Source organism: Dyadobacter sp. SRI_021 (assembly GCF_057586235.1).
The window spans coordinates 227,520-244,001 of the sequence record NZ_JBYCZM010000002.1 but is presented as its reverse complement, the minus strand read 5'-3'; the positions used below and the strand labels follow the sequence as shown (position 1 = coordinate 244,001).

At 52.9% G+C, this 16,482-nt stretch carries 11 protein-coding genes; 3 read left to right on the top strand and 8 right to left on the bottom strand.

Annotation, left to right across the window (positions count from 1 at the left end):
* Positions 1 to 5: 5 nt before the first annotated feature.
* Both AC2YIT_RS06305 and AC2YIT_RS06300 read right to left on the bottom strand, forming a co-directional pair.
* Positions 6 to 1,013 carry an FAD binding domain-containing protein gene (locus AC2YIT_RS06305; RefSeq protein ID WP_487278626.1) on the bottom strand — a complete coding sequence of 336 codons (1,008 nt, stop codon included), beginning with the start codon at positions 1,011 to 1,013 and terminating at the stop codon, positions 6 to 8.
* Positions 1,010 to 1,639: a (2Fe-2S)-binding protein gene (locus AC2YIT_RS06300; protein ID WP_487278625.1), complete on the bottom strand. Its 630-nt coding sequence runs from the start codon at positions 1,637 to 1,639 to the stop codon at positions 1,010 to 1,012. Before AC2YIT_RS06300 ends, AC2YIT_RS06305 begins: the two co-directional genes overlap by 4 nt.
* Positions 1,640 to 1,663: 24 nt before the next feature.
* Here AC2YIT_RS06300 and AC2YIT_RS06295 point away from each other — a divergent pair, with 24 nt between their 5' ends.
* Entirely contained in the window at positions 1,664 to 1,813 is a 150-nt protein-coding gene (locus tag AC2YIT_RS06295; RefSeq protein WP_487278624.1) for a hypothetical protein, read from the top strand.
* Positions 1,814 to 1,997: 184 nt separating this feature from the next.
* Here the strand turns inward: AC2YIT_RS06295 and AC2YIT_RS06290 are convergent, their stop codons facing one another.
* The 5 genes from AC2YIT_RS06290 to AC2YIT_RS06270 all read right to left on the bottom strand — a co-directional run bounded on the left by AC2YIT_RS06290 (position 1,998) and on the right by AC2YIT_RS06270 (position 12,726).
* Positions 1,998 to 4,364 (bottom strand): glycoside hydrolase family 95 protein, encoded by a 2,367-nt coding sequence (locus AC2YIT_RS06290; protein ID WP_487278623.1) that lies wholly within the window; start codon positions 4,362 to 4,364, stop codon positions 1,998 to 2,000.
* An 80-nt stretch (positions 4,365 to 4,444) separates the two neighbouring features.
* Positions 4,445 to 6,307, bottom strand: a complete 1,863-nt coding sequence (locus AC2YIT_RS06285; RefSeq protein ID WP_487278622.1) for a right-handed parallel beta-helix repeat-containing protein — start codon at positions 6,305 to 6,307, stop codon at positions 4,445 to 4,447.
* A gap of 417 nt (positions 6,308 to 6,724) precedes the next feature.
* Positions 6,725 to 7,618: a metallophosphoesterase family protein gene (locus tag AC2YIT_RS06280; protein ID WP_487278621.1), complete on the bottom strand. Its 894-nt coding sequence runs from the start codon at positions 7,616 to 7,618 to the stop codon at positions 6,725 to 6,727.
* 15 nt (positions 7,619 to 7,633) lie between these two features.
* Complete coding sequence (locus AC2YIT_RS06275; RefSeq protein ID WP_487278620.1) at positions 7,634 to 9,427, bottom strand: RagB/SusD family nutrient uptake outer membrane protein; 1,794 nt, start codon at positions 9,425 to 9,427, stop codon at positions 7,634 to 7,636.
* A 20-nt stretch (positions 9,428 to 9,447) separates the two neighbouring features.
* Positions 9,448 to 12,726 (bottom strand): SusC/RagA family TonB-linked outer membrane protein, encoded by a 3,279-nt coding sequence (locus AC2YIT_RS06270; protein WP_487278619.1) that lies wholly within the window; start codon positions 12,724 to 12,726, stop codon positions 9,448 to 9,450.
* Positions 12,727 to 12,928: 202 nt separating this feature from the next.
* Here AC2YIT_RS06270 and AC2YIT_RS06265 point away from each other — a divergent pair, with 202 nt between their 5' ends.
* Positions 12,929 to 13,546, top strand: coding sequence for a TetR family transcriptional regulator (locus AC2YIT_RS06265; RefSeq protein ID WP_430847492.1), 618 nt, complete (start codon positions 12,929 to 12,931; stop codon positions 13,544 to 13,546).
* On the opposite strand, the gene AC2YIT_RS06260 is transcribed toward AC2YIT_RS06265, so the two are convergent.
* Positions 13,529 to 13,792, bottom strand: a complete 264-nt coding sequence (locus AC2YIT_RS06260; RefSeq protein WP_487278618.1) for a CBU_0592 family membrane protein — start codon at positions 13,790 to 13,792, stop codon at positions 13,529 to 13,531. The genes AC2YIT_RS06265 and AC2YIT_RS06260 overlap by 18 nt on opposite strands.
* A gap of 333 nt (positions 13,793 to 14,125) precedes the next feature.
* On the opposite strand from AC2YIT_RS06260, the gene AC2YIT_RS06255 reads away from it, so the two are divergent.
* Positions 14,126 to 16,456: a S9 family peptidase gene (locus AC2YIT_RS06255; protein WP_487278617.1), complete on the top strand. Its 2,331-nt coding sequence runs from the start codon at positions 14,126 to 14,128 to the stop codon at positions 16,454 to 16,456.
* Positions 16,457 to 16,482 lie beyond the last annotated feature (26 nt).

Genomic DNA, 16,482 nt, shown 5'->3' with positions numbered 1-16,482 from the left:
CCCGATCAGGAAATGCCCGTTGCAGCCTTCAAAGCCGCTACGATCGCGTTGGAGGTTAGTTTAATTTTAAATGCATTCTGAGCGGTGGCTTTTGCACTTTGCATTTCATGCTCGGCAACTTCCCTGAAAAGCTTTTCCGAAGGCACCTGCCCTCGCAGCATAAGGTCGATAGCCCAGTACCGCCATGGCTTGTGCGCTACGCCGCCGAGGGCCATCCGGGCGTCCCAAATACGTCCGCCATCCATTTGCAAGGCAGCCGCCACCGACACCAATGCAAAAGCATAGGACGCGCGGTCGCGTATTTTCAGGTAATGGCTATGTTGGGCAAATGCATTGTCCGCCACCTCGATGGCTGTCACCAGTTCACCGGGTTGCAGGGTGGTATCCAATTCCGGTTGCAGCGTGGAAAGCCGGTGAAAATCCTTTAGCGGTACCCTTCGTTCGCCGCTTGCGCCGTCGATCACCACCTCGGTGTCCAGGGCAGCGAGTGCCACGCACATATCACTGGGATGCACGGCAATGCACAAAGATTTTTCATTTCCTCCAAACCCGTTTCCTGCAAAAAAGATAGCATGTGTGCGGTTAACGCCCGCTTCGGCGCCACAGCCCGAGCCTGGTTCACGCTTGTTGCAAGGCAATGCCAGATCGTAAAAATAGCTGCAACGCGTACGCTGCAATAAGTTACCGCCCACCGTCGCCATATTGCGCAGCTGTCCCGACGCTCCCGCCAGCAATGCCTGCGCGAGCAACGGCTGGCGGCTCAGTACACTTTTATGTTTTGCCACATCGCTATTCAGGGCCAATGCGCCGATGCGGAGGCGATCGTAGCGGTGTTCTATTTTCTTCAATGGAAGATGGTTGATATCAATCAGCTTCGACGGCGACGCAATGCCGCGTTTCATGAGCTCGACCAGGTTGGTACCACCGGCGATGTACTGCGCTTCGGGGTAATCGGCCGCCATACTGATGGCTTCCGCAACGGTTTTGGGGCGGAGGTATTGGAATGGCTTCATACTTTCGCCCCGTCCTTTTTCACCTCGAGAATGGCGTCCACGATATTCGGGTAGGCCCCGCAGCGGCACAGGTTGCCGCTCATGTACTCCCGCACCTCCGCGGCCGAGCGTGCATGCCCCTCGCGTATACACGCTACGCCCGACATCACCTGCCCCGGCGTACAATACCCGCATTGGAAGCCGTCGTGTTTGATAAACGCCTCCTGCAATGGGTGCAATTTCTCCCCGTCCGAGAGCCCTTCAATAGTTGTGACTTTCGAGCCATGCTGCATTACCGCGAATGTCAGGCAGGATAATGTCCTCCGCCCGTCGACATGCACGGTACAAGCCCCGCATTGTCCGAAATCACAGCCTTTTTTGGTACCGGTGAGCCTCAGATTTTCGCGGAGCAAATCGAGCAATGTCATACGCGGATCGATGGTGATGCGCCTGCGTTTTCCGTTGACGGTGAGTGATACCTTCACCTTCACTGCATTACCCACCGGCCCGTCGTCGGGTGTCACTGCCGCGTAAAGAAAGTCCGCCGGCGCCATGGAAAGGCCCGCGAACAACATGGATTGTTTCAGAAAAAAGCGGCGGTCTTCGTCAGGCACGTCGGGCGGAATAGCGTCGTGGTCGATGTCCATGGTTGTTCAGTTCGTGAATATGTATTGAAAAGGGAGGTTGGCGTGGGATTTACCGGTTCTGGCGGGGTGGGAATGTTCGACGTAGTCAGGTCTAGTCAGGAATGGTCAGGAAGAGTCAGGGATAGTCAGGAATGGTCGGGTGTGGGAAGTGTTGTCACGATCGTCCGTAAGTGAATGCCGTCAGGCAGGTAATATTGGTAGAAAATGGCCGCCCCCCGGATTGTAAAAATGCCGTGAGGCATGTAACAGCTGAGCATTGTTGTTACATGCCTCACGGCATTTCCTTTTGTCCTTTAATGCAGCGAGGCTACCGATATTGCATCGCTACGCGATTTTTGCCCGGCATTTGATTGCTACATTATTTAAAATCGCCTGCATTCCACGTCTTCACCTTTCCTGCGGCGAGCTCTGCATTGATCGTCTTATTCCCATATTTCAAAACACGTTTCTGCGCATTGGGCGAAAGCAGCGTTACGGATTTTAATTTACCATTCTCCCAAACTTCGTCGACTGTTACATTTCCGCGTGCTTTCAGACCTTTGACAGACCCCGTAGTCCATTCGTCGGGTAATGCGGGGAGGAGTTCGATCACGCCGGTTTGCGATTGGAGGAGCATTTCGGCTACGCCAGCGGTAGAACCCATGTTACCGTCGAGCTGGAATGGCGGGTGGGCGCAAAGCAGGTTGGCATAGGAACCGCCGCCGTCGGCCATATTGGTCCCCTGGTCGGCTACGGGCCGGAGTACGCTTTTGAACAGCTTGTGCGCACGGTTACCGTCTTGCAAGCGCGCCCAAAAGTTCACTTTCCAGGCCAGCGACCAGCCTGTACCATCGTCGCCGCGGGCATTGAGGCTCACCCGTGCGGCTTCGGCTTCGGCCGGCGTTTGGGTAATGGAGATCTGCTTGCCGGGGTGCAGGGCATAGAGGTGCGAAACGTGACGATGGTGGCTGGTGGAGTCGTCGACATCCTCGCGCCATTCCTGCAACTGTTTCCAGCGGCCGATCTGCAAAGGCAATATCTTGTCGCGGGTAGCGCGGGCCTTTTGCGCGAAATCGGCGTCGATGCCCAGCAAGGCTGCCGCTTCGGCGGTGTTGTTCAGTACGTCCCAGGCCATTTCGTGGTCCATGGTAGCGCCGGTAGAAATTCCGCCATGTTCGGGCGAATACGATGGTGAGGACACAAGGTGACCTTTACCGTCGCTGCTCAAATAATCCATCCAGAACTCCGAAGCCTCTTTCATGACCGGATAGGCCGTATTTTTCAGGAATATCTTGTCATTCGTAAATGCATAATGCTCCCACAAATGCTGGCAAAGCCATGCCGCGCCGCCGGGGAAGAAGCCCCACGGGAAATCCCAGCCCGGCGAAGTATAACCGTAGGCATTCAACATTGTATTGACGATCCATCCTTTGGCATTGAAAAACTCCTTCGCTGCCAACCGTCCCGGCTCCACGATCGACTGTGTGAAATCCATCAGCGGCAAATGGCATTCCGAAAGGTTGGTCGCCTCGGCGGGCCAGTAAAGCATTTGTACGTTGATATTCGTATGGTAATCATTCGCCCAGGGCGGGTTGGTACTGTCATTCCATTTGCCCTGTAAGCTCATGGGCATGGTACCCGGGCGGGTCGATGAGATCATCAGATAGCGGCCGTATTGAAAGTACAGCTCTTCCAGGCCGGTATCGGGCTGGCCGGCCGAATAGGCCTTCTGGCGCTGGTCGGTAGGAAGTGCCGGTGCGGTGGCATTGCCCAGCGTCAATGATACGCGGTCGAACAGGCCGTGGTAATCCTTTTGCTGCTCGGCGAGTAATGCGGCGTAGTTTTTACCGGCGGCCCTGGCCATAGTCGCGGCATTGACCTTCTTGTAGTCATTCCCCTTGTAATCAGGGAATTTCATCACATAATCCGTAGCCACGGTGTGTACCAGGACAATGGATTTGGCACCTGTTACGGTCAGCACGCCATTGCTGAAAGCCGTTTTGCCATCGGTATCGATACGGTAAACGGTTTCGAACTCCTGGTGGTTGTCTTTCAAATGCCCGCCGAAGGTATAGTGGTTTTTAACAAACTGCTCATAATCTTTGGCATGAGGTGTTTCAAAACGGATGGAATAGGTTTCAGGCGTTGAAGAGGTGAACTTGTACACCATCGCCTTCGAGGGATAGTTGCCGAAATAAGTCCTTTCAAAATGGGTACCGCCTGCGTCATAGCTCACCTTACCCAATGCATCGGAGATATTCAGCTCGCGGCGGTAATGCTGCACCGCGCCTTTGGCAGGTAACTTAATGAACAGGTCGCCTACCGTTTGCTGCGCACCAAAATCGGAAGACGGCGTATTCTCCTTTTTTTCATGAATAACGCCCGTCAGCTCCTTGTTGGCCAGTGCATGGGCCTCTTTCATTTTCCCTGCGGCGAGCAACTCGCGTACCTGCGGTAAATGTTTATAAGCCTCTTTTTTTAAACCAAAATTATACGCTGCATTGGCTCCCTTACCACCTGCCCACAAGCTGCCTTCTGAAAACTGGATGCGCTCCTCGTCCGTTCCTCCAAAAAACATGGCGCCCACGTAGCCATTACCGATCGGCAATGCCTGGGTCATCCATTCTTTGGCAGGCTGGTCGTACCAGAGCGACAATGGTGCGGGTTGGGGTTTGGGATCAGGTTGCGCTTGCAGCGGGCTGAATGCGGTAACAGAACAGATGAGTAGTCCGAGAAGTGTTTTCATCACTGGGGTTTTGGCAAATAATGGTAAAATTAGATGCCGTTTTTGAATTTAAAAATGGGCTTTCCGACAATCGCCGACCACTATTCAATCGTCAGCTTGGGCGAGCCGGCAACCTTTATGTTGCTTTTCGGCATGTTTTCCAGCTTGATATTCCTGCCCAGCACCTCTCCTTCCAGTTTTAAACCCGAGACCTCCACATCGGAACAACCATTGAACCAGAACATATTATGGTTATCAGACTGCGGATTGAGCTCCACCGTGCGGACGATCCGGTTGTTGCCGAAAACCAACCCGCGGGTACTTTTGGCGAACAGCACGGGATAATCAAATGTATGAAAAGTATTACCCTCAATCCGGATGTTGAAATGAACCGGCTTTTTGACATCGGCAACTTTGTTGGAAGGGTTAATGGCAATTACCGCATTACCCGGCCCTCCCTGGTAGGCGCAGTCTATAAACTCATTGTTGCGAATGGTAACATCCCGCACCGGGCCCGATTCGTACCAGCCCTCCGCGTCCGCCTCGATCAGCACGGCGCTCATGCCGGTACGAAAAAAGGTATTGTTTTCGATCACAGCCTTGCGCGGCGTCGTAAGCAGCACGCCACGGGTGTTGGTGCGGGTAAAATAGTTGCCCCGAATGAGTACTTCCGGTGTCCAGGTCATATTTTCGACACAATCGTGGTCTTCCAGTGCCGCCGGAACAGGTTTTTCGAAGGTTAGCAGAATTTCGCGGTCGTTCAAACGGCTAACCGCTTTGACAATCCCATTTGCAAACCGCTCCATGGAAGCCGAATGCACGAAAGCCACCGTATCTGTGGGAAAGAACGCATTGAAACCGTAGCTCTGCCCATGCATAAACCTCACTTTGAGCGAATTTGCATCTGGCCGACCGATAATGCGCAGATTGGTCCCGTGCACGTTGATCGGGTCGTCATGCGCACCGGAGAAGCGGCAATCTTCGATAGTAACTTTACCGCGACACCCCGAAAAATGCATAAAATCGGCGGATGAAGCGACAATGCGGCCTGTTTCGGGCCGTGGCGCGCAGGTAACGCGGCGCATGGTCACGTTTTCGGAATACTGGCTCACAATGCCCAAGCCGTGCATGTAATGCATACCCACATCTTCAAGTGTTACGTTTTTACACTCGCGGATGTGCATCCCCACCTGGTCGCGGATGATGTCGCGGACGGTGAGAATGTTGCCCGGTTTGGGCGTTACAGTGGTTTTGAAATGGACCCGGCCCGGAGCGATTTCCGTAGCTTGTGCGTTGGCATAAGGCTTCCAATCGCTGTAACGCATGGTTTTCAGGGTAGTATCAAACTCCACGGCATGGAAATGCGTCGTTTTCCATCCTTCTCCAAACCATTCAAGCCTGCCGTCACGGATCGCATAACGGGCGTCACGCTGGATATCCAGCACTACCCCGTCATCTGACGTTTTCACGTATCGCATTTCGGACATCGTCGGCCTTTCAAAATCGACGTGGATGTTTTGCAGCTTTACGTTTTCGCAATGTTCCAGCACGATCGTCGTCATCTTTCCGTGAAAGACAAACAGCGCCCCATTGCCGTCGATTGTCAGGTTCTTTGCATTGCGAAAAAGCATCCCGATCGTCCGGATTTTGAGTGAGTCCTCTTTTTCGGTGGAGGTGTTGGAAATAAAATACTTCTCGCGGAGAGCGCCGTCGGGCCAGAAATCGTACCGGCCTTTCGGAAACGTCAGGGTCGTTTTCCCGGTGCGGATTACCTCGTCGATGACCTGCTGAATGCGGGCAGTGACGTTTTCGTAAGTATCGGGATGAACGCCTGCGTCAGCCACGGAAACCGTTTGAGCATTGGAACGGTGTAGCAGTAGTAGTGCACAGAACAGCGTGGCGTAGAAACGGTAAGGCATGAGCATCAGGTCGGATAGGGTCAGGTGGTGGTCAGGTGTGGTCAAGTGTAGGCAGGTGTGGTTTTCTGTCAGGTATTGTCAAGTATAGTCAGGTATAGTAAGTCGGGCTGCAAATTAGGTCAAAATTGAGATTGTTTGTGCAAAAAGAAGCGGGGTTGGTTTTTTGACAGGTGTGGTCAGGTGTGGTTTTCTGTCAGGTATTGTCAAGTGTAGTCAGGTATAGTCAGGGTTGGTCAAAAAAATTGTTCGGAATTATCGAGCGCAATGGGCAGGATAATGTACTGACTCAAAATAGCCGCCGGAATCGCGTAGCGATGTAATGTTGGCAGCAATCGATTCGAATGGTGTATTTCGAAAATGCCGTCAGGCATGTGACAACAGCGCGTTGTTGTTACATGCCTGACGGCATTTACTATTGGTAAAAACAACACTTGACTACACCTGACCACACCTGACTATCAACTAGTAATTATGTGGATAATAGGTATTTGTCACCTTCCCATCCGCAAACAATTCGAGCATCGCATATCCTGGCGGCGTTTCCTGATAATAGTTGGGTCCGGCGGATTCCACATCGCCTTTTTCCCACCAGAACCCGCTCATGGCGCCGTTGCAGCAATACTGAACGCCATTGTACTCGGTATGGTCCTGCAAATGCTGGTGCCCGCTGAGGCAAATGCGCACCTTATCGCGGTGTTTATAAAACAGATTTTTCAGCTTCTTGTAATCCGAATGCCCTCCCCCGCCCGCGAGCATAGGCGTAGCGCCCAGAATCGGGTAATGCGACATCAGGAGCACAAATGTGCCCGGCGCCAGTTTGGCAAGGTCGGCTTCCAGCCATTGATATTGCTCGTCGTCCAGCGACACATGCTCGTTGTTGCCGTCGAGGATCACGAAATGCCAGTTCATTTGGGTAAAACTGTAATAACGGCCCGGCGTTTTGAGCCGCTTCACCACATAGTTTTTGCCATACATTTCATCCTCTTTGGAAGGCGCCGCCCACCAGGGATCGTGGTTACCGATGCAGCTGTGGATTTCGTAGCCTTTCAGTGTGGCCATGCATTCGTCCCAAAGCTTCCAATAACCCAGCATGGTTTCACGGGCAACATCTTTGTAATCTGCGGCATGAATGGAGTCGCCGCCATTGAGAAAGAAATCGGGTTTGTGCTTCAAAACATCGGCGAGGCACTTTTTGAAACGGTTGGGCGCGTCGTCGCCCGCTCGGATGTGCACGTCGGTAATGTGAGCGATTTTCAGTACCGGCATATCGGCAACAAGCCCGGCATGGGTAGCCGGGCCAGTGACCGAAGCAGCCGTGAGCAATCCGGTGTTACGGATCCAGGAACGTCTGTTCATTGTATTGATTTTAAATTAATTCCAACCAAAAACCTGCTTCAACTTGGGATTCAGTAACATTTCCTTCTGAGGAACAGGCCGGTAATAGTATTTCGGGTCTTCGAATTTACGGACAGCCGTTTCGGTCACCATCGTGCCGCCGGCATTGCCGTTTTTGAGATATACGGTCACGTCCTCGCCGATAGCTCCCGCGCGGTAATAGATCAGCGCCACCCCGAGGCTGTTCTTTTCTTTTTCCTTTTCGTCGGGGATTGTTTTCGACTTGTCGATCAGGATAATATCCTCCACGCCGTCGCCTGTCAGGTCGTATTTACCCAAACCCGGGAAATATGCTCCTTCGGGAATTGCAGTCAGCAACTTGCCCGCCTGCCAACGCATGATGTCGTCGAAACGCTGGTTTTCGAATGCAAACTCTACCCTTCTTTCACGACGGATCTCAAAAATAACACCGCGGTTGGCGCCGGTTACGTTCGGGTATTTCTGCGCCATCACCGGGTCCGGACTACCGTTGGCGGCTGCCAGTTTCAAATCGGGCATTCCTACACGGGCACGAATCAGGTTCACCGATTTATCAAGATCATCCTGGGTAAGTGTTCCCAATTCCGCTTTCGCCTCGGCATAGATCAAAAGTACCTCGGCATAGCGGTACACCGGCACATCCACACTGTTCAGAATTACATTATCGGTGGAATTGATATAGCCTTTCAACTGGTGATAACCGGTAAAGTTCTTGTTCAGGCGTAAGATGTAAGGGGCCGTTTCAGCTGCGCGTACCCAGCCCGGGTACACGAGCGTCTGCGCGAGACGTGGATCGCGGTTCTGAAACTCCTTCACAAATCCAAACTGCTGGTAACCCTGCACGTCGGTGAAACGGGTCCCGTCTTTCATCAGGTAGGTCTGCACGAGGTCACGCGACGGGGCCTGTTCATAGTCGCCGAAAACGGTACTGTTGATATTCTGGCTGCGCTCCTTCGTTTGATCGAACGCATTCGCCAGGATCACTTCCTTGTTTGAGCTCAGATCCTGGCTATTGAACAGCGCCGCATAATCCGCATTCGGCTTGCCGGTGCTGTAAATCGCAAACTTGTTCGACGCCATAATCTCGGCCGAAATCGCAGCTGCCGTTTCCAGGAATTTGTTGGCGGTGGCCTGGAGGCTCAACTCGGGGTGGTATTTCCGATACGTACCTTCATACAATGCTGTGCGGGCATACTGCGCCATCACCGCCCATTTGCCCGGCGTTCCGGCAGTCACCGACTCCCTTACATTCGCCGCTGCGAAAGCAAGGTCGGCCATCACACTGTCCATGACAACCGCACGCGGGTCCTGCGTTTTGTAAAGTTCCTCGTCACCGGGGTTCACCGTTTTCGAAAACCAGGGAACATCCGAGTACCGACCTACCTTTTCCAGATAGAACTGCGCACGATAATAGCGGGCAATTCCGGCATAATGCGCTTTCACGTCGGGCGTAGCAATGGCCTTGTTATAATTGTCCAGGAAATAATTGATATTCCGCAAACGGCCCCAGTCCCAGCCGCCGGTGATGGTTTGCGAGCTTGGAGAGCCCGTCATGATCACCTTCATCTCCACTGCGCCGGTCGTGGCAGCATTGTCGGTGCTCTGGTCGTTGAGATAAATGCCATACATGTCTGGCATGCTCAGCAGGCCATTGACGTACAATGCGAGATCGCCTTCGTTGGCAAAGAACACCTCCGGCGAAATGGAGGTCTGCGGCAGTTTTTCGAGGAAATCGTCGTTGCAGGCGCTCGCACCGGTCAACAACGCCAGTAATAATATATGCTTTTTCATTTCAGGCTGATGGATTAAAATCAAAACTCGACATTGACACCAAATGCAAACTTCCGCTGGAACGGATACGAAAAGCCGTTCGAAGTATTGAAAGTGCTGCTGTTACTGATTACCTCCGGATCGAAATACTTTTTGAGTTGCGAGAATTCAAAAAGGTTTTCCCCGCTTGCGAAGATGCGCACCCGGCTGATATTGTGCTTTTGCAGCAACGAAGTAGGCAGCGAATAGCCGATCGTGATGTTCTTGATCCGAAGGTAAGCCGCGCTCAACAGGTATTTCGTCTGCGCTATATCGAGGCCCGAGCCGTAGTTGTTATCCGCGAGCCACGATTGCAGCATAGGGAAATTGGCATTGGTGTTCGCATCGGCAAGTCCTGCCGCAATGTAGGACTTCGAATGCTTGGCGCGTTGCTGGTCCGAATCCGCCTGGCCTCGGTAGTAATCGAGGTTCCAGGGATAAACGTTGGCATAAGGCTGCTGGTAAGGGCCCCAGTAGAGGTAATGCCGCGGATAGTAATCGCCTTTCAGCACGCCTTGCAGTACGGCCGAAAAGTCGAAACCGTTCCAGTCGGCGTTCAGGTTGAAACCAATGCGGTAACGCGGGGTCGTATTTCCGATCACCGAAAGATCTTTCGGGTCCTTTTTGGTCAATCCTTGCGTAATGCGGCCATCGCCGTCGAGGTCCTTATATTTCGGCCATCCCGGCACCACGGACAATGCTCCCCAGGGAACGATATCGCTTTCATCAAGTTTCGCGATTTCGTCGGTATTCTGGAAAAGGCCATCATTGGTAAGCCCCCAGATCTCGCCCAGATTCTGTCCTTTACGGAATTTTGAAAACAGCTCCTGGTCGTTTTTGAAACGGGTAATCTGTGAACGCGAGTCGGACAAGATCAATTTGGCGCTGAGGGAAAGTGTTTTGCCGCTGACCTGGTAGGTATCGTTATAGTTCAAGGTCAATTCGAGGCCTTTTGTACGCAAATCGGCCACGTTTTGGGCTGGCACCTTCGTACCGAGCACGCCCGGAAGTTCCTCCCCGTCGGTGAGCATCCCCTTGGTATCGCGGATGTAATAGTCGATGCCGAATGTCAAACGGTCTCTCAACACCCCAAGATCAGCTCCGAAGTTCAACGTCGATACACGCTCCCAGGTATAGTTGGACGGGTCTACGCGCAGGATCGGCGAGCTGGTAATCACGGTTTGCTTGTTACCACCGATCAGGTAATTGGACAGCCCTGCCGGCAACGCCTGGCGGAAGCTGTAATAGCCCACGTTCTGGTTACCCAGGTCGCCATACGAAGCACGGAATTTAAGTGTAGGAAAAAGAGGCAATGCGTCCTTCACGAACGATTCGGAGCTGGCGATCCACGCCGCCGATACGGATGGAAAGAATCCCCAGCGGTTGCTTGCCGGGAAGCGCGACGAGCCGTCATAGCGCCCGTTCGCTTCAATAATGTAGCGGTCGCGCAGCGTATAGTTGATCCGACCGAAGAAGCTGCGGGTGGCGTAGCTCGTATCCGCACCGAATGCCTGGGCAGTTCCGCTGGTAAGGCTGATGTAGGGCAATGAAGGGGAAATCAGGCCTACTTTCTGTGCTTTGGTGGTGGTATAGCTGTAACTCTCCTGGTTATAACCCGCGAGCAGGTTGATCCGGTGAACGCCCAGCGTTTTGGTATAATTGGCAAACAAATCCATCACATTATTGGCCAGGGTAGCATTGGTCTCATACACTCCGCCGGTCCCGCCTTCGGTACGAATGTCGTTCGGACCAAAACCAATGCGGTAATTGCGCTGATCCTGCTTGGTATTCCACTGCTCCCGTTTGAAGCTCGCCGAACCGGTTATCACCAGGTCGCCGCTCAGGGCGGTGGCGATGCCACGGAAAATGTTCTGGAAGCCGAACATATCCTGCTTCTTGTTGCCTCCGTCGGTCAGTCTGGCGGCCAGGCGTCCTGCGCCGGTGTTCGCCCAGGTTCCGTCGGGGTTCACGGCCACCTGTGTTGGTTGCAACGTATAGATGTCGTTGATGTTGGCCGTCGGCACCGCGCGTTCTGTGCGGTAAACCGATAGGTTATTATCCAGTTTCAGCCATTTGAGAGGAGCGAAATCCAAACGGGCGCGGGAAGAGTAGCGTCTCCAATAGTCGTCCGTAAGCTTGTTTAAGCCGCCCTCGTGGTTATAATCCGCCGAAATGTAATAACCTACGGTGCGTTCGCTGGCCGTCTTGGCGCTGCCGGTAAACCCGACGCTGTGGTTCTGGGAAAAGCTCCTTTTGGTAAAAAAGTAATCGTACCAGTTGTTGCTGCCCATATAGGCCCATTTGGTCGGATCGGATGGGTCTATACGTGTGTCGGGTGTGGACGGATTATCCGAGCGCTCTTTAGCCCAGGCGTAATATTCGTCGGAATAGTTGACGTAGTCCCAGGGCGTGTTGTCGGTAGACGTTTCGAGCACCCGCGAAAAGATATATGGGTCGGTGACTGGCTTAGGAAGCACCGTCGGCTGGCCCCAGGAAAAGAAGTTATTATAGGTAATGGACTGCTTGCCTCTCCCACCCTGCTTGGTGGTGATCAGCACCACACCGAATGCCGCCCGGGCACCGTAAATCGCTGCCGAGGCCGCATCGCGCAATACCGAAAAGCTCGCAATATCGGAAGGGTTCAGGCGAAGGAGGTCTGTGCTGTTCGCAGCCGCAATACCGTCGATCACGAACAACGGCTCTCCGCCATTAATCGATGTAAAACCCCGGATGTTGAAGTTCGGTACGGTTCCAGGCGTACCGCTCTGGTAAGTAATGTTCAGGCCCGGACTCACTCCTTGCAAGCCCTGCATCACATTGGCTACCGGCCTGGCTTCGAACTGCTTACCGGAAATCTGGTCCACAGCACCGGTGATATTCACCTTTTTCTCGACACCGTAGCCGATCACGACCACTTCTTCGAGATTGCCGTGATCGGCTTGCAACGTTACAAAAATCTCGCTGCGGCCTTTCACGAGCTCTTCCTGTGTTTTATACCCAATGTAGGAAAACACGAGAATGTCACTCCCCGACACGCCTTCGAGGTAATACTGGCCGTTCTGATCGGTGATGGTCCCTCTCTGGGAGCCTTTGATCACCACATTCACACCCGGCAGGAGGTCCTTGCCGTCGGTAACGCTTCCGGTGATTTTCCCTTTGCCGCCGGCATTGAGGGTCGTCTGTGCGAGCGCTGGTGCGATGACGCCGAGCGCAAAAATCGTAACCATTCGCAGGCTTCGCAGCAGCCTTGCGTAGTAAGGTCTGGGTACACTTTTCATCATAAGTAAAAGTTAAAGGTTGGCCACTTTTGGGGCATTTTTGGAATGCAAATGTCCTGATCAAAAGTTACGTCAATATTAAAAAATAGTTATCTGATTGTGATCATAAATTGAATGAATGTTCAATTAATTTTTAAACGAATAACAAACTTCCGGTTTCCGTAAAAAGCCGTATATTGCCGATACGTTACACCCCGAACCGCCAATGGGAAGAAAAAGCCTCAAAGAAGCCCGTAAAAAGGAAATCATTAAAGTGTTTTACAGCCTGGCCAAGAAGAACGGCCTGGAAAATACGTCCATCGCCAAAATCGCGGCGAAGATGGAGATTAACCCCAGCCTCATTATCCATTACTTCCAGACGCGTGAAGACCTCGTGTACGGGCTGGTCGATTATATTCTCGACAAATACAAACTCATCTATAAGGTAAGCGCCGCCCATTCGAAGGATTCGCGGAAAGCCCTGCTCGAAATCATCGGCAATATTTTCTCTAAAAAATGGAATGCGCTCTTCGACGACGGCCTGTTCTACGGCTGCTATGCCATGGCCTTTCACGACGCGAAGGTGCGGGACCTTTATAAAAAGCTGTTGGATTCGCTCCGGGCGATGCTGATCGGGCACATTGAGCAATGCCGCCTGGATGGTGTGCTGGATGTGGAGGATGTCGAAACGGTGGCGGACAATATCTTCGTGCTCATAGACGGCGCCTATTTCTACCTCAGCCTGGTGTCTGATAAGGAAGAATACGAGCAGCGCCTGAGTAAATACCGGCAGCAGGCATTATCCATCCTGCATTTGAAGGAACTGTCAGACGTTGCGGGATGATCGCCCCGCGAGCCGGCGGACTACGGCCCCTATCCCGATCATCAGCCAGATCACATTGACGGCGACGTTCGGCTTATCGCCGTATTCGAGGGAATACACGATGAGGGTCGCGGCGCCGGTCATATTCAGGATGTGAAACGGGTAGCCGTTCGGTTTCAGGACGCCGATCGTGAGCAGCAGGTACGCCAGTACATAGGCGACCACGCCCAGCCAGCCCAGTGTTTCCAATATCAGTGCGGTATTCATAGCTCTTTTTTAACTCCACAATATTAACGGCGTGCGCACTCCCGGCCAAATCACCCGCCCGGCACCTAACAAGCCATTATTCGTCGTTTTGAAGGATTAGCCAAATAAAATCACCCAAATTCACAGATTTGCGGAATTTCGGGAGTAAATAAGTTAATATCGGTAAAAAAGCCGCTAATTCACATCAAGTTTTTGGTTTTCCGACCTGCTAATTTTACAAATAGATAATTTTCAAAAAGCACCCTCCGACACATCGTTTGTCGGTCTGATAGACCAATCGGCTGCCTGGCAGCCGACAAGAATTGTATTGCCTTTATATTCATTCGAGCAGCTATGAAAACCCCTAACCCAAGCCTTTACAAGAGATTTTACATACACACCATCAGTGCACTATGCCTGGCAGCGCCATTGATGGCACAGAAATCACTGCCGGCGTACCAGCCCAATCCTGCCGAACTTTCAGCGTCCTATAAAAGGATGGCCCTGATGGATTCGCTCACGAAAGGCAGCGTGCTGAAAGCGCAGGTACAGCCCAACTGGCTTGCCGACGGTCAGTCGTTCTGGTATAGAAATGTATTAAAGGATAGTTTGACGGAATATCTGGTCGTAAAACCGGGAGAAAACAAGAGGGCACCCGCCTTCGACCATGCCAAAGTAGCCGCGGCGCTTTCCAAAGCCGGCGATTCCACGTTCTCGGCCACTAAGCTGTGGATCAGCGACATTCATTTCGAGCCCGAAAAACATAGTATTATCCTGCAAAGCAAGGGGAAATGGTTTGCTTACGACACCGAAACCGCCACGGCACAGAGAATCGCCAAACCGGAGTTACCGAAACCCAAGGATATCGGCTGGACAAGGCAGCTTAGCCGCTGGGCGCGTTTCCGGGCTGATAGTGTCTCTCCCGACAGGCAAACGACGGCGTTTGTCCGCAACGGCAATATTTATTTGAGTAAAAAGGAAGACAAGAATGGCAAGCAACTGACCTACGACGGAAATCCGCTGAAGCCCTACGGTGAACTCAGCTGGTCGCCCGACGGCCGGTACCTGGTTTGCTACCGGATCGACCATCGTGACGAACGGCAGGTGAGCATTATATTCTCCTCCCTGCCCAACACCACCCGCGGCGAAGTAAAAACGCGGGGTTACGCGCAGCCCGGCGACGAGTTTACGAGCTACGAAATGCGCGTGATTGATGTGCAAAGCGGCAAATGCGTGAAGGTACAGTCGGAAGTGATCGACTTTTTCAATGCGCCCGTGATACGCTGGCGCAAGGGCGACGCGACGCATTTTACGTACGAAAAAGTCGACCGCGGCCACCAGCGTTTCCGGGTGATCGAAGTCGACGCGACCAGTGGCACCACGAAGCACATCATCGACGAAAAGACCGAGACTTTTATTTACCAGAATATGATTTACACGCATTACCTGCCTGAAAATCATGAAATCATCTGGGTTTCGGAAAAAGACGGCTGGCGGCACATTTACCTCGTCGACGAACATACCGGCGAAATCAAAAACCAGGTTACCAAGGGCGAATGGGTCGTGCGCGACATCGATAGCGTCGATACACAGAAGCGCGAAGTATGGTTCAGAGCCAGCGGCATGAATGTCAACGAAGATCCTTATCACATTCATTACTACCGCATTAAGTTCGATGGTACCGGCCTTATGAAGCTAACCGACCACGCAAAAGCCACGCACCAACTCACGTTTTCGCCCGACCGGACTTACTACGTTGACACCTATTCGACCATGACCACCGCGCCCGTTTCGGAACTCCGCAAAACCGCTGACGCGTCACTCGTGATGAAGCTTGAAACGGCCGACATTTCGCAATATCTCGCACTAGGCTTCAAACTTCCGGAGATCTTCAAAGCCAAAGGCCGCGACGGCAAAACCGACATCTGGGGCATCGTGTACCGCCCGAGCCACTTCGATCCGAAGAAGAAATATCCGATTATCGAAAACATTTACGCCGGCCCGCAAGACTCATTTGTTCCCAAGGCATTCCGCCATTATGGTGAAATGCAAAGCATGGCCGAGCTGGGCTTCATCGTGGTGCAAATGGACGGTATGGGCACCTACAACCGCTCCAAGGCGTTCCACGACGTGTGCTGGAAAAACCTGGCTGATGCCGGCTTCCCCGACCGCATTGCTTGGATGAAAGCCCTGGCCGAAAAATATCCCCAGGCGGACTCGACCCGCGTGGGCGTGTACGGGACCTCCGCCGGCGGGCAAAACGCGCTGGGCGCATTGCTCTTCCACCCGGGCTTTTACGACGCGGCCGTTTCGGCATGCGGCTGCCACGACAACCGCGTCGATAAGCAATGGTGGAACGAGCAATGGATGGGTTATCCGGTAGGCAAGCATTACAACGAGCAGTCGAATGTGACCAATGCAGCCAAATTGCAGGGCGATTTGCTGCTGATCGTCGGTGAAGTGGATACCAACGTGCCGCCCGAAAGCACCTATCGCGTAGCCGACGCGTTGATCAAAGCCAACAAGGAATTTGACCTGCTCGTAATTCCCGGCATGGGCCACAGCGACGGCGGTCCATACGGACGCCGCAAAAAGAGAGACTTTTTTGTACAAAAACTATTGGGTGTAAATCCTCCGAACAGAAACAGGCAAATCGCTTCTCAGCCAGCCGCTCTGGGGCGGTAGGAAGGGGCTGTAAGCTATAAGCCATA

Coding starts and splice junctions, on each gene's coding strand:
- AC2YIT_RS06260 (WP_487278618.1), bottom strand. CDS start 13,792: ATGAATACCGCACTGATATTGGAAACACTGGGCTGGCTGGGCGTGGTC.
- AC2YIT_RS06290 (WP_487278623.1), bottom strand. CDS start 4,364: ATGAAAACACTTCTCGGACTACTCATCTGTTCTGTTACCGCATTCAGC.
- AC2YIT_RS06265 (WP_430847492.1), top strand. CDS start 12,929: ATGGGAAGAAAAAGCCTCAAAGAAGCCCGTAAAAAGGAAATCATTAAA.
- AC2YIT_RS06305 (WP_487278626.1), bottom strand. CDS start 1,013: ATGAAGCCATTCCAATACCTCCGCCCCAAAACCGTTGCGGAAGCCATC.
- AC2YIT_RS06275 (WP_487278620.1), bottom strand. CDS start 9,427: ATGAAAAAGCATATATTATTACTGGCGTTGTTGACCGGTGCGAGCGCC.
- AC2YIT_RS06270 (WP_487278619.1), bottom strand. CDS start 12,726: ATGATGAAAAGTGTACCCAGACCTTACTACGCAAGGCTGCTGCGAAGC.
- AC2YIT_RS06280 (WP_487278621.1), bottom strand. CDS start 7,618: ATGAACAGACGTTCCTGGATCCGTAACACCGGATTGCTCACGGCTGCT.
- AC2YIT_RS06300 (WP_487278625.1), bottom strand. CDS start 1,639: ATGGACATCGACCACGACGCTATTCCGCCCGACGTGCCTGACGAAGAC.
- AC2YIT_RS06255 (WP_487278617.1), top strand. CDS start 14,126: ATGAAAACCCCTAACCCAAGCCTTTACAAGAGATTTTACATACACACC.